This is a genomic window from Acinetobacter puyangensis, assembly GCF_900096995.1.
Classification (GTDB): Bacteria; Pseudomonadota; Gammaproteobacteria; order Pseudomonadales; family Moraxellaceae; genus Acinetobacter; species Acinetobacter puyangensis.
On record NZ_OANT01000001.1, the window covers coordinates 37,788 to 51,957 of the forward strand.

13 protein-coding genes are annotated in these 14,170 nt (G+C 41.1%); 5 read left to right on the forward strand and 8 right to left on the reverse strand.

Features of this window, described 5'->3' with window-relative positions; all coding sequences use genetic code 11:
- The first annotated feature begins 11 nt into the window (after positions 1–11).
- The 4 genes from bioB to CRO21_RS00195 all read left to right on the forward strand — a co-directional run bounded on the left by bioB (position 12) and on the right by CRO21_RS00195 (position 4,670).
- Entirely contained in the window at positions 12–998 is a 987-nt protein-coding gene (bioB, locus tag CRO21_RS00180; protein ID WP_378234916.1) for a biotin synthase BioB, read from the forward strand.
- 37 nt (positions 999–1,035) lie between these two features.
- Entirely contained in the window at positions 1,036–1,713 is a 678-nt protein-coding gene (locus CRO21_RS00185; protein WP_097077350.1) for a class I SAM-dependent methyltransferase, read from the forward strand.
- Positions 1,714–1,852: 139 nt separating this feature from the next.
- Complete coding sequence (locus tag CRO21_RS00190) at positions 1,853–3,112, forward strand: DcaP family trimeric outer membrane transporter (RefSeq protein WP_097078085.1); 1,260 nt, start codon at positions 1,853–1,855, stop codon at positions 3,110–3,112.
- Positions 3,113–3,311: 199 nt separating this feature from the next.
- Positions 3,312–4,670, forward strand: a complete 1,359-nt coding sequence (locus CRO21_RS00195) for an MFS transporter (protein WP_097077351.1) — start codon at positions 3,312–3,314, stop codon at positions 4,668–4,670.
- Between the two features lie 401 nt (positions 4,671–5,071).
- Here CRO21_RS00195 and CRO21_RS00200 read toward each other — a convergent pair whose 3' ends face one another.
- From CRO21_RS00200 to CRO21_RS00235, 8 genes are all read right to left on the reverse strand, one after another.
- Complete coding sequence (locus tag CRO21_RS00200; protein ID WP_097077352.1) at positions 5,072–6,007, reverse strand: bile acid:sodium symporter family protein; 936 nt, start codon at positions 6,005–6,007, stop codon at positions 5,072–5,074.
- Positions 6,008–6,012: 5 nt separating this feature from the next.
- The gene (pncA, locus tag CRO21_RS00205) at positions 6,013–6,642 is read right to left on the reverse strand and encodes a bifunctional nicotinamidase/pyrazinamidase (protein ID WP_097077353.1); all 630 of its coding nucleotides are present in this window, start codon (positions 6,640–6,642) and stop codon (positions 6,013–6,015) included.
- 283 nt (positions 6,643–6,925) lie between these two features.
- Entirely contained in the window at positions 6,926–7,573 is a 648-nt protein-coding gene (gene leuE / locus CRO21_RS00210) for a leucine efflux protein LeuE (RefSeq protein ID WP_097077354.1), read from the reverse strand.
- 119 nt (positions 7,574–7,692) lie between these two features.
- Positions 7,693–8,364 (reverse strand): DUF1345 domain-containing protein, encoded by a 672-nt coding sequence (locus CRO21_RS00215; protein WP_097077355.1) that lies wholly within the window; start codon positions 8,362–8,364, stop codon positions 7,693–7,695.
- Positions 8,365–8,394: 30 nt separating this feature from the next.
- Positions 8,395–8,637: a hypothetical protein gene (locus tag CRO21_RS00220; protein WP_097077356.1), complete on the reverse strand. Its 243-nt coding sequence runs from the start codon at positions 8,635–8,637 to the stop codon at positions 8,395–8,397.
- 12 nt (positions 8,638–8,649) lie between these two features.
- Positions 8,650–9,159, reverse strand: coding sequence for a M23 family metallopeptidase (locus CRO21_RS00225; protein ID WP_378234915.1), 510 nt, complete (start codon positions 9,157–9,159; stop codon positions 8,650–8,652).
- 72 nt (positions 9,160–9,231) lie between these two features.
- The gene (gene mutY, locus CRO21_RS00230; protein ID WP_097077358.1) at positions 9,232–10,260 is read right to left on the reverse strand and encodes an A/G-specific adenine glycosylase; all 1,029 of its coding nucleotides are present in this window, start codon (positions 10,258–10,260) and stop codon (positions 9,232–9,234) included.
- Positions 10,261–10,398: 138 nt separating this feature from the next.
- On the reverse strand, positions 10,399–11,754 hold the full coding sequence (locus CRO21_RS00235; protein WP_097077359.1) for an alpha/beta fold hydrolase: 1,356 nt from the start codon (positions 11,752–11,754) through the stop codon (positions 10,399–10,401).
- Between the two features lie 465 nt (positions 11,755–12,219).
- On the opposite strand from CRO21_RS00235, the gene parE reads away from it, so the two are divergent.
- Positions 12,220–14,103, forward strand: a complete 1,884-nt coding sequence (gene parE / locus CRO21_RS00240) for a DNA topoisomerase IV subunit B (RefSeq protein WP_097077360.1) — start codon at positions 12,220–12,222, stop codon at positions 14,101–14,103.
- Positions 14,104–14,170: the final 67 nt, after the last annotated feature.

Sequence of the window (14,170 nt, forward strand, 5' to 3'; positions counted from 1 at the left end):
GGATGTCAGACATGTTAAGAAATGATTGGACACGAGATCAGATTCAACATATTTATCAACAACCGTTGCTGGATCTATTATTTGAAGCACAAAGTGTACATCGCCAGCACTTTACAGCCAACACCATACAAATTAGTACGCTGTTATCAATAAAAACAGGAAAATGCCCAGAAGATTGTAAATATTGTTCGCAATCTGCACATTATGATTCGGGTCTGGAGGCAGAAAAGCGTATTGCCATTGATAGGGTGATTATGGAAGCCAAACAGGCGAAAGCCTCGGGTTCTATGCGATTTTGTATGGGCGCTGCCTGGCGTAATCCACATGAACGTGATATGCCATATGTGCTTGATTTGGTAAAACAAGTTAAAGCACTTGGACTGGAAACCTGCATGACGCTGGGGATGTTAAGCGGTTCACAAGCACAGCGTCTTAAACAGGCAGGTCTGGATTATTACAACCATAATTTAGATACTTCACGAGAATATTATTCACATATCATTTCTACTCGCAGTTTTGATGATCGGTTAGATACCCTCGAACAGGTACGTCAGGCTGGTTTAAAGGTTTGTAGTGGCGGTATTGTTGGTTTAGGAGAAAAGAATCAGGATCGGATCGGTTTGTTGCTTGAACTGGCGACATTGCCACAACATCCACAGTCGGTACCGATCAATATGCTGGTTCCGATTGCGGGTACGCCATTAGCAGATGTAGAAAAACTGGATGTGATTGAATGGATCAGGACGATTGCTACTGCAAGAATAATTATGCCGGAAAGTTATATTCGTCTTTCTGCGGGGAGGGAATCATTAACGCATTCTGATCAAGCCATGGCGTTTATGGCAGGTGCGAATTCGATTTTTTCTGGCGATAAATTATTAACGACGCCGAATGCTGGGCTTAATTCCGATCAAATTTTATTTGAAAAATTGGGATTGATTACCGAGTCTAAACAGCTAAAACCACAACCATTAGCCATAGATGCCATGGCAGGTTAAGTGCATTTTAAGCTTATTATTCTCGGAGAAAGTTGATATGAGTAAAGATTTTAACCATCCACAGATCGTGTCGAGTTATGACCAGCATATTCGTCAGCTTATTCCTGGTTATGAAACCATGCATCAACAGGTCAAGGCAATTCTCAACGCAGCGATGCCAGACCATGCTCAGATATTGATTATAGGTTGTGGCACTGGACATGAGCTACACGAGTTGCTCAATCTCAATCACACTTGGCATTTTACCGCAATTGATGTTTCTGAAAATATGCTGGATCAAGCGCGGAAAAATATTGCGCCACTGAATGAAAATTCTCGTGTGCAGTTTGTACTTGGCGATGCATCGGTACTTGCAGCGTCAGCCAAATTTCACAGTATTTTAGTACTTTTAGTTGCACATTTTATTGAATTTACGGCAAAGCTGCCATTTTTTCAGATTTTAAATCAACATTGTTTGCGACAAGCAATGTTGCTGACTTACGATCTGATGCAGATGGCGCAACCTGCACTGTGGCAAGCCTTACCTTATTTATGTCAAAGCAATGGACTAAGCCAAAAGCAGACAGACACGATGATGACACGGTTGCCACAAGACTTTTTTTTAGTAAATGAACAGGAGTACTGTGACATTTTACAGCAGGCTGGATTTAATGAGACTTACTGCTTTAGTCAAGCCCTCACTTATCAAGGATTTATAGCCAAAAATTTTGATTAGGTACCCGAGAATCCCAGTTTAACTATTTTACAACTGGTTTAAAATTAGCCATTAACGGTAATTAGGGAAATGCATATTTCACCTAAGGAGGTGACTTATGCAAAAAATTACATCGTTATATGATACAGGAAGTACATATATGCATATTTGTTTTAAAAAAAAGCTGTATGGTTTGGTTGGATTATTTTTGCCATTAAGCCTACCCGGAATTGCTGTCGCTGATAGTTCCAGCGAAATCGCACAGCTACGGGCAGAAATTCAAGAGTTACGTGAAATATTAAATCTTAAACAAACACAGATCGTTTCACCTTCTACAATAAATCCAGCAACAGAACCTGCACCGAAAGCAAGTTTATTAAAATCGGATATGTCATTTAATCTCTATGGCTATATCCGTGCTGATGCTTCCTATCAGATGAAGGGAGCATCGACAATGTACAACGCAATCAATACTGTACCATTGCAACATGGTAATGAGGCACAGCAACAAGCAGATCAATTTAGAACAACTGTCAATGTAACGCGTTTGGGCATGGATTTTAAAGTGCCTATTGACGATCAGAACCTCAGTGCAAAGTTAGAATTAGATTTTTTTGGCGGAGCAACTAGAGATCAGTTCCGTATCCGCCACGCTTATCTAAATTATGGTGATTGGCTGGTTGGGCAAACCTGGTCGAACTTTATTGCATCAGAATATTTACCAGAAACAATTGATGCAGCGACTTATGTGGGCGGCGCACTGCAACGTACCCCAATGGTTAAATATACCCACCACTTATCTGATCACACCAGTTTTGCATTCAGTGCAGAAGATCCAAGATATACTGCAACCTCAGATCCGGTGCATAAAACAAGTGGACCGGCATTGGTTGGGCGCTTAAACCACGCATTTAATCAGGGGGCTAAATTATCTGCACGAACATTTATGGCTCAGAAAAAAACCTATGCTGATGATGCATTAGCTTGGGGTATTGGTCTTGGTGGCACATATCCATTAACTGAGCACACTCAATTTAAAGCAGATTATTATCATGTCAAAGGAGATGGCCGCTTTATTCTGTGGACCAACAGTGCCTATGCGCTGGATGATCAGCACAATATGCATTTGAATGAATTTGATGTGTTTAGTCTGGGATTAATCCATCAATTTACCACAAAACTACGCTCGACGATTGGTTACGGCTATATGCGTGCAGAAGATAGTAATGAATTTGCTCAGTTACAACACAATAATTCTAATCAAAATAAAAGCCTTTGGCAGGGATGGGTAAATGCGATGTATTCGCCGATTACACCGATAAGTTTTGGCGTTGAATATGTTTATGGTGAACGCGAAACCTTTAATGCCATTAAAGGACAGGATAATCGGTTCAACTTTACAGCAATCTATCAATTTTAATAGGTGTGCAAGCAAACTTGGTGTTGATCACAGTGTGTTTCCTGATTCATTGGCAACACAGTTTAAAAATCTTTTGAATGGAAAATTCGAAATTAACCATAGTGAGGAAAGATTCTGAATGCTGTGCTAAACCATGTCTAAAGGACGGACATTAAAGGCAAAGAGGGATCAACTTCATGCTCACATAGGAGGTGAGAACATGGCTAGGGATACATTAAATGTCAATTCAGTAATTGACGAAGCAAAATTTGGTAAATTTCACTGGGGGGTTCTATTCTGGTGTTTACTTATTATCATTTTTGATGGCTATGACTTGGTGATTTATGGGGTTGCATTACCATTATTAATGCAAGAGTGGTCGTTAACCTCAGTACAAGCTGGTATGTTAGCCAGTACTGCATTGTGCGGTATGATGTTTGGTGCAATGGCATTTGGTACTTTAGCTGACAAATTCGGACGTAAAAAAATTATTTTAGCTTGCGTGACTTGTTTTAGTGGATTTACTTTTTTAGGTGCATTTGCTTCGACGCCCGTAGAGTTTGCGATTTTACGTTTCTTGGCCGGGCTGGGTATAGGTGGTGTTATGCCAAATCTGGTGGCTTTGACATCAGAATATGCACCGAAAAAAATCAGATCAACGATGGTTGCAGTGATGTTTAGCGGTTATGCGATTGGTGGCATTATTTCTGCATTACTCGGCTCAATTCTGGTACAGGATCATGGTTGGCAAATCATGTTCTTAATTGCAGGTATTCCGCTTCTTGGCTTTCCGCTTATCTGGAAATATTTACCTGAATCGTTAACATATCTGGTTAAAGATCAGCAGTATGAGTCGGCACGTGTGATTGTCAATAAAATTACGTCTGATGGTGTCGTATCGAAAGATACACAGCTCATCTTAAATGAATCGACAGACAGCTCAGATGGCTCTGTAAAAGTCTTGTTTAAAGAGGGGCGTACATTTAGTACCTTGATGTTTTGGACAGCTTTTTTTATGTGTTTACTCATGGTATATGCGTTAAGTAGTTGGTTACCCAAACTGATGCTTGCCGCTGGTTATTCATTGGGTGCAAGTATTCTATTTTTATTGGCATTAAATGTAGGTGCAATGATTGGAGCAATTCTGGGTGGGGTTTTGGCAGACAAATTTCATCTTAAACCTGTCGTTGTTAGCATGTGTGTCTTAGCAGCCTTGTCTTTGATTGGACTGGGTTTTAATTCCCCCACGATTATTTTATATAGTTTAGTTGGCGTTGCAGGCGCTACGACTATTGGGACATCGATATTATTATATAGTTATGTTGCACAGTATTATCCTCTGGTTGCACTGTCCACAGGTATTGGTTGGGCATCTGCAATAGGACGGGTCGGTGCAATTGTCGGACCAGTATTGACCGGAATGTTATTGACGTTAAATTTGCCGCATACGACCAATTTTCTCATGATCAGTATTCCTGCAATATTGGCGGCTATCTCAATCGCCGTCTTAAAAAGACACGATAATGATAGCATTGCAACTGTGAATAATATTCCATCGCAGAAGTTGGAAAAAAGCTAAGAAAGAGCACGTGTTGAGCGTTAATGACAGTATTAAATTTAAGTTGGAAATACAGCATTCTATATTCCACGGTTAAATGAAAAATGCCTGAATTAGCCTTAGACAGAGTTAATGGATTGGGCAATATATACATTGTATTGGTTATATCGAATGTTTTGTTTAATTGCTTACTTTTCGCATTTTTCATTCTAAAGATTGAAGTTTAATATTTTTTTAATTAAAAAAGGCAAAAATTGAAAAGCACCTTTCAAATTGGACATTTCTAGTCTCATTTGAAGGGTGCTTTTCTATGTCAACATATTCCCATGAATTCAAAACTATCGCTTAATAGCCAATCTTTAGGTCTCATCTGACGAAATTTTAGCTGAAAATATAATTCATGGATGACGTATCAATAGATTTTATTTTTTCTGTTTACTAGCCCAATAGGTTGCAAGGGCAGGGCCTGAAATATTGTGCCATAAGCTAAAGATTGCACTGGGCACCGCGGTAATTGGCGATGCTGCAAAATGCACTGCGGCCAGCGCAACACCTAATCCGGAGTTTTGCATACCCACTTCGATTGCAATGGCTTTGTTATCTGCATAAGACAGTTTAAATAAGCGACCTGCCCAATAACCAAATAAATAACCAAAACCATTATGCAGTATCACTACCAATAAAATCAGTGCACCGGAGCTTAATATCTGTGCTTTATTGCCACCAATAATGGCAGCGACAATCGCCACAATGGCAACGACCGAAATAATTGGCATGACTTGCAGATAATAGTCAATTTTGCTTTTAAAAATCGTGCGAACAATCAGCCCTAAAACAATCGGTACCAAGACCACCTGCAAAATCGAGCTAAACATGGATAATGCATCAATCTGAATCCATTCACTTGCCAATAAATAGAAAATCGCCGGGGTGAGAATCGGTGCAATACAGGTGGAAACACAGCTACAGGCAACCGACAAAGGTGTATTGCCTTTTGCCATATAGGTAATGACATTGGATGCGGTTCCACTTGGACAACAACCTACCAGCAAGACACCAATGGCAATCTCCTGTGGCAGGGCAAAAATTTTACATAGTGCATAAGCAACCAAGGGCATAATCAGAAAATGGGCAAATACACCAATCCACACGGCTTTTGGATAACGTAAAACTTCCTTGAAATCATTCAAGGTCATGGTCATGCCCATACCGAACATGATAATGCCGAGAATGAATGGGATAAAAGGCAATAACCAAGTAAACAGTGACGGCTGGTACATGGCGATCGCGGCAAAAAGAATGACCCACAATGCAAAAGTTTTCTGGATAAATTGACTGAATCGAATAAAAGCGGACATAAAATTTATTTCAAAATATCGTATGAGTGAATACGGTGTACACCAGCATTTTGCACATTACGCCATGCTTCGGCAAGAGAACCATTTAAATCAATGCCACGACAGGCATCTTCGATCACGTAAGTTTCAAAGCCGAATTTTCGGGCATCGAGTGCACTCCATGCGACGCAAAAATCGGTTGCCAGTCCCACAAGAAAAACCGTATCAATCTGGCGTTCTTTTAGATAGCTGCTTAAGCCAGTCTGGGTCTGTTGATCAGCTTCAATAAAGGCCGAATAGCTATCAATATGGGCATGAAAACCCTTGCGTAGGATCAGTTGTGCGCTTGCCAACTTTAAGTCGGGATGCAGTTCGGCATCATGGCTACCCTGTACACAATGACTTGGCCACAGCACTTGTAGGCCATAATCCAGTGTAATGGTTTCAAAGGGGTGTTTACCCGGATGATTCTCTGCAAAGGAAATATGATTGTCGGGATGCCAATCCTGTGTGATCACAATATTGGCAAAATGCTCGGCCAGTTGATTGATCAGCGAGACGATCTGGTCACCTTCGGCAACTGCTAAATGGCCGCCTGGACAAAAGCCATTTTGGACATCGATCACGATCAAGGCACTGTGTTGATTGATTTGCATTGCTGACATCTTGTTGTTATACAATTTTATTATGCTAGCATAAAGCAATATCATACTGCTTGAATTGACGAAAAATTGCTGATTTTTCTTTGATAAGAAAATCTAAAGATTTTTAGGAAAAAGAAAATTAAATTAAATAATACTTGAATTTTTTAAAAAACTGGTTATATTATGCCCTCAGACATTAAGTTGTCTGTAATCTCTCTTTATTTGAATTTGATTTCATAAGCTTATCCACCCTCGGATAAGCTTTTTTTTAACCAAATTTTGGCTTTGTTGCAGATTAAATACTTGAAACTACCAGTTTTAATGCAAATCCAAAAAACAAGATTCCTACCGATGCAATGCCCAATGTCGAGAGTATTCGATGTGATTTAAAGAAATCCGCCATTTTTGCTCCTGCGAAAATCAGGCTGCTTAAATAGGTCAAACTACAGATCTGGAGTAAAATACCTAGGATCAAAAAACTTAAACTTGGATAGGGATAGGTTGGATCAACAAACTGAATAAAAAAAGATAGAAAAAATAAAATCGCTTTTGGATTGAGTAGGCTAATACTCATTGCCCGAGCAAAATACTGGTTTGAGGCAGTGGACGGCTCAAAGGCAATCTGTTCGGCTAAATGACGGGATCGCCAGCGTTGTAATGCTGCACGTAATAATTGACTGCCTAACCAGCCAAGATAAATTGCACCAATGACTTTGAGTATAATGAATAACATTGGTACCGCTTTTAACAATGAGGCGGCACCGATCACGGTGAGTAACATTAGAATTGTATCGCCCGTCAAAACCCCCCATGCAGCACGATAACCTGCTTTTTGTCCATTGCGGGACGCAACAGACATGACATATAAAGAGTTTGGACCGGGCAGGAGAATAATTAAAATTGTACCGATTAAATAGGTAGTTAAATCTGTAATACCAAACATGTGTATGTAGCAAAAATAAGAAAAATTAAGATTAAGACTTTATCGATAAAAATACCAGTCATGCGCTAAATCTGACATGATTTTATAAGCTTTTAGTCAAATCAACGGCAGAAAATCGATTAAATAAAACCTGCGACCACGTTGATGAGAATCGCGAGTAAAGAGGTATTAAAACAAAAGGATAGCGTACAGTGAAAAATATTCAGTAGCCGCATTTTACGGGTGGTAATCGAGACATCGGCAGTTTGTGCAGATGTACCAATAATATAGCTAAAATAGATAAAATCCGGATAAGTTGGATATTCTGTATTGGGAAAGGTTAATCCACCATCGTGTTGTTTTAGTCTGGCAATATAAAAATCATGTGCATAATGGATGGCAAAGATGGTATGCATCATCAACCATGAAGATACAATGGTAAAAATGGCAATGATGATGTGCCCGACTTTGGTTGGACCCTGTTCAGGCAAATCCGATAAGCCAGCAATAATGGCAATCATTGACATGATCAAAGAAAGTAATACAATCAACATAATGATCCATTTACTTTCATCCTGTTTTTGTGCGCGTTGCTGGATATCCTGATGTTCGGATTGCCAGATTTTCTGAAATAACATGATCAGATAAAACCAGACCACACTGTTCCAGCCCAGTAGGACGATAGTTGACCATGTCCAGTGGGTAAGCAAGCTCAGGATTAAGCTAATGACAATGCCAAGACTGGCAGCAATGAAGAAAGTCGGACGATTCTGGATACCACTTTGAATCAGATGGAGTATTCTGATATTCATGAAGTATCCTCCGAAATACGCTAAAAAGATTTATAATATAAAGGCTTGCCAGACATCATTGTGATTATCCCAGTAGCTTAACTGTGCCTGTGTTAAATCATCAAGCTTAATCCAGCAATCCTTGCCGACTTTATCATTAAATCCGGTACTGATTAATAAGGCTTCATCGGTGATTTCCATAATCCAGCCTTGAAGCACTTGACCATTGGCAAGAATGATTTTTTGTTGGTTACCTGCTTCGGCAAAGTCGATTAAGCGCTGTGTAATATCCATGGAAAATCCTGATTATCTGAGATAGGGATAAGGGTTGATGGCACCACGACCTTTTCCACTTAAATAAATACCATAATGTAAATGCGGAGCAGTATGGCGAGCATTGCCGGTATTGCCGACATAACCGATTAAATCGCCTTTGCGAATATAATCACCTTCATTTAGGCTACGTTTATGCTTGGACAGATGTGCATAATAGTGCCATGAGCCGGATGGACCGATGATCCAGATCACTGTCCCACCAAGATTATTTCCTTTTAGGCTGGCCACCAGACCGTCTGTTGTACTATAAACTTTTGTGCCTTTTTCTGCCAGAATATCAATACCTTCATGCGAACGTCCCTGACTTCGGGCTGCACCCCAGGTATCATTGAGCTGCTTGCGGGATACGCCCTGTACCGGAACCGGCAGACGGCTAGACAAAGGTTGCTGCTGTAATTGACGGATCATGTTTTGATTTAATGGCGTGGATTTGATGGGCTTTGATACACAGCCGGCAATCAGCAACAACATCATGCTCATGAAAATAAAAAAAATATTTCGAGTTTTAAATATAGTATTGAACATGAGTTGCCAAACCGATCCTTTTACATATTAAAATTGAGCAATCACTTTTTGCATGGCTGTGGGAATCGCACCTTGTTGAATTTGTTCAGTCAAATAAGGCCTAGCCTGAAAATAAGCTGCCAATTGGGCGCTCGTTGCAGCATCTACAGAAAATTTATGACACTTTAACTGCCATGTAAAGTGGGTAAACTGATGTTGAACCTGACTTTGACCATTTTCCTGTAACTGCCACTTGTCCAGAAAATGTATCAATTCCTGTTCATCTTCGATAATCGGCAAGCTATATAAGCCGCCCCATAAGCCTTGATTTGGCCGTTTCAGCCATAGCCATTGTGCTGCATGTTCAAAGATCATGACATGTCCCTGACGCGTCGGTACAGTCTTTTTGGCTTTTTTCTCGGGATATGCCAGTACATTATTTTGTTGATATGCCTGACAATCTTCTTGCATCGGACAATACAGACAGAGTGGTTTTTTCGGTGTGCAAATGGTTGCGCCCAGATCCATGATGGCCTGAGTATAGTCGGCATGACGATCCTGCGGCACAAGTTCGGTGGCAAGCTGCCATAATTCCTTGTCTTTGGCAGGTTTGGATAAGTCCCCTGAAATTGCAAAATAACGGGATAGTACACGTTTGACATTGCCATCAAGGATTACACCAAATTGTCCTAAGCCCAAAGACATCATGGCGCCGGCAGTAGAACGTCCAATTCCGGATAAGCCGATCCAGCCTTCAAGGTCTTTTGGAAAATCACCTTGTTCGACCACCTGTTGTGAGGCTTTATGCAGGTTTCTGGCACGGGCATAGTAACCTAGTCCGGCCCAATAGGGGGCGACCTCGTCCCAGCTTGCCTGTGCCAATGCCGCGACTGTAGGAAATCGGGTGATAAAGCGATCATAATATTGCAGCACAGTTTTGACTTGGGTTTGCTGCAACATGATTTCAGATACCCAGACTTTATAGGGATCATTTTTAATCTGCCAAGGTAAATCATGGCGACCGTGAACATCAAACCAGTGTAAAAGTTTGCCGGCAAAAGAGCTGTGATCAGACATCAATGAATCGTGATAGGTATATGCAGAAAGTGCAGAGCATAGCAGTATTTTGTATGCTTGCCTAATCAAAATATGTGGGTTTTTTAGCGGGCTGATATGAGCATACTACACCAGTAAGATCATATCAGATGGGGGCGATTAGGTTTCGACAATGCCTTTTAAGGTGTACATATCGGCATCGTGTAAATGCTCATGCGCTTCTTCAATAATTTCCTCGATTTTGCAGTCCTGTATATTATCTCGTTCAGGATATAACCAGCGTGTGATTTGCTCTGCCACACTGGAATGATATTGAATCTCCATGTGATTTAAACCATAGAAAATGGCTTTATGTGACTCCGGAACCTTGAGCTGATATTTGATATTGGGATGTTCACCCAAGGCACTGCTGACACTAACCAAATAATCTCCGATCATTTCCAGTGTTTTGGAATGGTTTGGTTTGAGTTCGATACTGCCAGCAACCAAAAAGGTATTAATTCGGCTCGGGATTGGGGCCGGTTTACGCACATCTTGCAGCGTACCTGAGCGACCCTCCAAATATTCCCAGTCATCATCACGTACACTGCCATAACGCAAATCCATAATGCCATCACTACGAACCTGGGTAAGGCGACCAATACGATCCAGAATCGGTAAGCGCCCCAGATTATCCTGAAGCATAAAGCCAAGTCGTTCCAGTACGGCACCATGATGCGGTGAACCGATACAGACCAGATTGCCGACTTTGTTGATCCAGTGGTGGACATTCTGTTTGCCATAAAACAAAGCACTACGCGTCACCAGACCACCCATACTGTGCCCAATCAAATCAATACTGGTGATGCGAGGATTGCGCTGGATTAAATCTTCAATTAACCATGCAAAGGTTTTGCCATTGGCAGAAATACGTCGTCCTGTATTGTAATTGAGATAAAGCATGATGTTATTATCACGTTGTGCCAAGAGTTTCTCGCCCACACCGCCATAATTGCCGTGCGACCAGGACAAATGGCTCATACACAGACCATGCACCATAATCACCACGCGACCCGCAATTTCACCACTTTGCCGTTGACCGTAATGATCGTAAAACACCATCGGCAGTGCCAGCGGATTCTGATGTTGAAACAGGTAATTTCCCAATACACCATTTAATGCGCCAATAAAGTAATGCAATGCTGGATTGAGCGGTTTTTGTTGTAAATTTGGAAAGCGGAAATTCAAGTGACGTAAAGCCGGTGCAATAATATGCTGTCCATAGCCTTGGGCAAACCGATAGCCTTGACGAAAGAGTTTTTGTACAAATGGACGAGCTAGAATCCGGTTAGATTGTTCCTGAGTAAAACCCAGTGTTTTTAATAAAATTTCTCGATGAATCATTTGAATAACATCATGTACACCGAGTAAATTGACTGTAACCAGCTGTGCTAAACCTTCAATCACATCCGCTTGATTGGGTGGAGTGGAATCCCAGCGGCAATAGGTTTCGTGTAATGGTGTTAACCTTGGCATCGTTGCGATCCTCGCCTATACAATTTTACCCTGGCTATTTTAATCATTCAAAATAGGGCAACTTAACTTTTTACATTTTCCGCAGCTATCGTTTTAAAATGCTGATATGGTTTTAAAATAACGCATCAGTCGTCTACGTCATCAAGTTTTTGTCTGACAATGTATCTAAATGTCATGCTGTCTGTCCCTGCACTTTATGACCCTAATGATTGTTTTAAACCAAAAACAGGGTTTGGTAAAGTAGCTAATGAAAATAAATACTTTGTTTGTGAAATTACAATGAAATGAGATTTTTCGCACAGATAAATTGACAAGATCAATGAAAATTTACCTAGAATAATGTCATAACTTGTCGTGTGTTTTGCAATTTATGCATCTAGGCATGTTTTTTTACCAAAAAATATTATACTGTACAGGCGCAATCTCATTAAATTCTTGCTTGTTAGATAAAGGGAACCTCAACACGTGTCGCAATATACTGCACAATCACTCGAAGTTTTATCCGGTTTAGATCCTGTACGTCGTCGTCCAGGTATGTACACCGATACCACTCGACCAAACCATCTGGCACAGGAAGTGATTGATAATGCAGTCGATGAAGCACTGGCAGGACATGCCAATAAAATTAAAGTGGTGGTCTATGCTGATGGTTCATTATCGGTTGAAGACAATGGCCGAGGCATGCCGGTTGATATTCATCCGGAATACGGACAAAGCGGGATTGAAATTATCCTGACCAAACTACATGCCGGCGGTAAATTCAGCGATAAAAACTACGAATTCTCGGGCGGCTTGCATGGTGTCGGGATTTCTGTGGTGAATGCGTTATCAACCAAAGTAGAGGTGACGGTACAGCGTGATGGCAATCTTTATCAAATGCATTTTGCTGATGGTGAAGTGACACAGCCATTACAGGTTTTTGAAGGTAAGGCACCCAAACGCACTAGCGGGACAGTGGTACATTTCTGGCCTAATCCTAAATATTTTGACAGTGCTAAATTTGCTTTAAAGGCACTCAAGCATAATTTAAAAGCTAAGGCGGTACTTGCCGCAGGTTTGCATATTGAATATATCGACGAAATTAACCACGAAAAACTGGCATGGCAATTTGAAAATGGCCTCCTGGATTATTTGAAGGATGAAGTTCAGGATCGCGACATTTTGCCAGAGATTCCTTTTATTTCTCAAGGCAAGGTGGATAAGTCCAGTTGCGAGTTTGCCATCTGCTGGAATGTCGACGGTGGCGAGCAGGTTCAGGAAAGCTATGTCAATTTAATTCCGACTGCACAGGGCGGTACCCACGTCAATGGTTTACGTGCAGGAATTACCGACGCATTGCGGGAATTTTGTGAGTTACGTAGTTTATTACCACGCAATTTAAAACTGTCTCCCGAAGATGTCTGGGATGGCGTGAATTATATTTTGTCACTCAAGTTTCAGGAACCACAGTTTTCCGGACAAACCAAAGAGCGGTTATCCAGTCGTGAAGCATCGGGTGTCGTACAAAATATTGCCAAAGATGCCTTTGCCCTTTGGCTCAATCAATATCCGGAAGTTGCCACACAACTGGCTGAGCTTGCCATTACCAAAGCTGGTCGTCGCTTAAAAGCAGCTAAAAAAGTTGAGCGTAAAAAAATTACCTCTGGTCCGGCTTTACCCGGAAAACTGGCTGATTGCTCAGGATTAACACGTGAAGATTCCGAACTATTTATTGTCGAAGGAGATTCCGCAGGGGGAAGTGCCAAGCAGGCTCGGGATAAGAATTTTCAGGCCATCATGCCCATTCGAGGGAAAATTTTAAATACTTGGGAAGTTGCCTCCGATGAAGTTTTGGCTTCAGAGGAAGTACATAATATTGCCATTGCCATCGGGGTAGATCCTGGCAGTGATGATTTATCAGAATTGCGTTATGGCAAAATCTGTATTCTTGCCGATGCCGATTCTGATGGTCTGCATATTGCCACTTTGCTTTGTGCCTTATTTGTTAAACATTTTCCAGCATTGGTGGAGGAGGGGCATTTGTTCGTTGCCATGCCACCGCTGTATCGAATTGATATTGGCAAAGATGTACATTATGCGCTTGATGATGATGAACTGGACGGTATTTTGAAAAAAGTCAAAGGCAATAAAAATCCGCAAATTACCCGATTTAAAGGATTGGGTGAAATGAATGCGATTCAGTTGCGTGAAACCACTATGGACCCAAATACACGTCGTCTAGTCCAGCTTGATCTGGATGATATGCAGTTTACCGCAATTTTGCTGGATAAATTGCTAGCCAAGAAACGTGCACCAGACCGTAAGCAATGGTTGGAACAAAAAGGTAATCTGGCGGATATTGGGATTTGATCGAAAACGCCTGTTATATGCCTAATCAATTCTTAATCTACAGAAAAATATATTGATTCATCTTCGA

Bases quoted from the DNA above. Each gene is read 5' to 3' on its own strand.
- bioB (WP_378234916.1), top strand. From the start codon at position 12: ATGTTAAGAAATGATTGGACACGAGATCAGATTCAACATATTTATCAA.
- CRO21_RS00185 (WP_097077350.1), top strand. From the start codon at position 1,036: ATGAGTAAAGATTTTAACCATCCACAGATCGTGTCGAGTTATGACCAG.
- CRO21_RS00190 (WP_097078085.1), top strand. From the start codon at position 1,853: ATGCATATTTGTTTTAAAAAAAAGCTGTATGGTTTGGTTGGATTATTT.
- CRO21_RS00195 (WP_097077351.1), top strand. From the start codon at position 3,312: ATGGCTAGGGATACATTAAATGTCAATTCAGTAATTGACGAAGCAAAA.
- CRO21_RS00200 (WP_097077352.1), bottom strand. From the start codon at position 6,007: ATGTCCGCTTTTATTCGATTCAGTCAATTTATCCAGAAAACTTTTGCA.
- pncA (WP_097077353.1), bottom strand. From the start codon at position 6,642: ATGCAAATCAATCAACACAGTGCCTTGATCGTGATCGATGTCCAAAAT.
- leuE (WP_097077354.1), bottom strand. From the start codon at position 7,573: ATGTTTGGTATTACAGATTTAACTACCTATTTAATCGGTACAATTTTA.
- CRO21_RS00215 (WP_097077355.1), bottom strand. From the start codon at position 8,364: ATGAATATCAGAATACTCCATCTGATTCAAAGTGGTATCCAGAATCGT.
- CRO21_RS00220 (WP_097077356.1), bottom strand. From the start codon at position 8,637: ATGGATATTACACAGCGCTTAATCGACTTTGCCGAAGCAGGTAACCAA.
- CRO21_RS00225 (WP_378234915.1), bottom strand. From the start codon at position 9,159: ATGAGCATGATGTTGTTGCTGATTGCCGGCTGTGTATCAAAGCCCATC.
- mutY (WP_097077358.1), bottom strand. From the start codon at position 10,260: ATGTCTGATCACAGCTCTTTTGCCGGCAAACTTTTACACTGGTTTGAT.
- CRO21_RS00235 (WP_097077359.1), bottom strand. From the start codon at position 11,754: ATGCCAAGGTTAACACCATTACACGAAACCTATTGCCGCTGGGATTCC.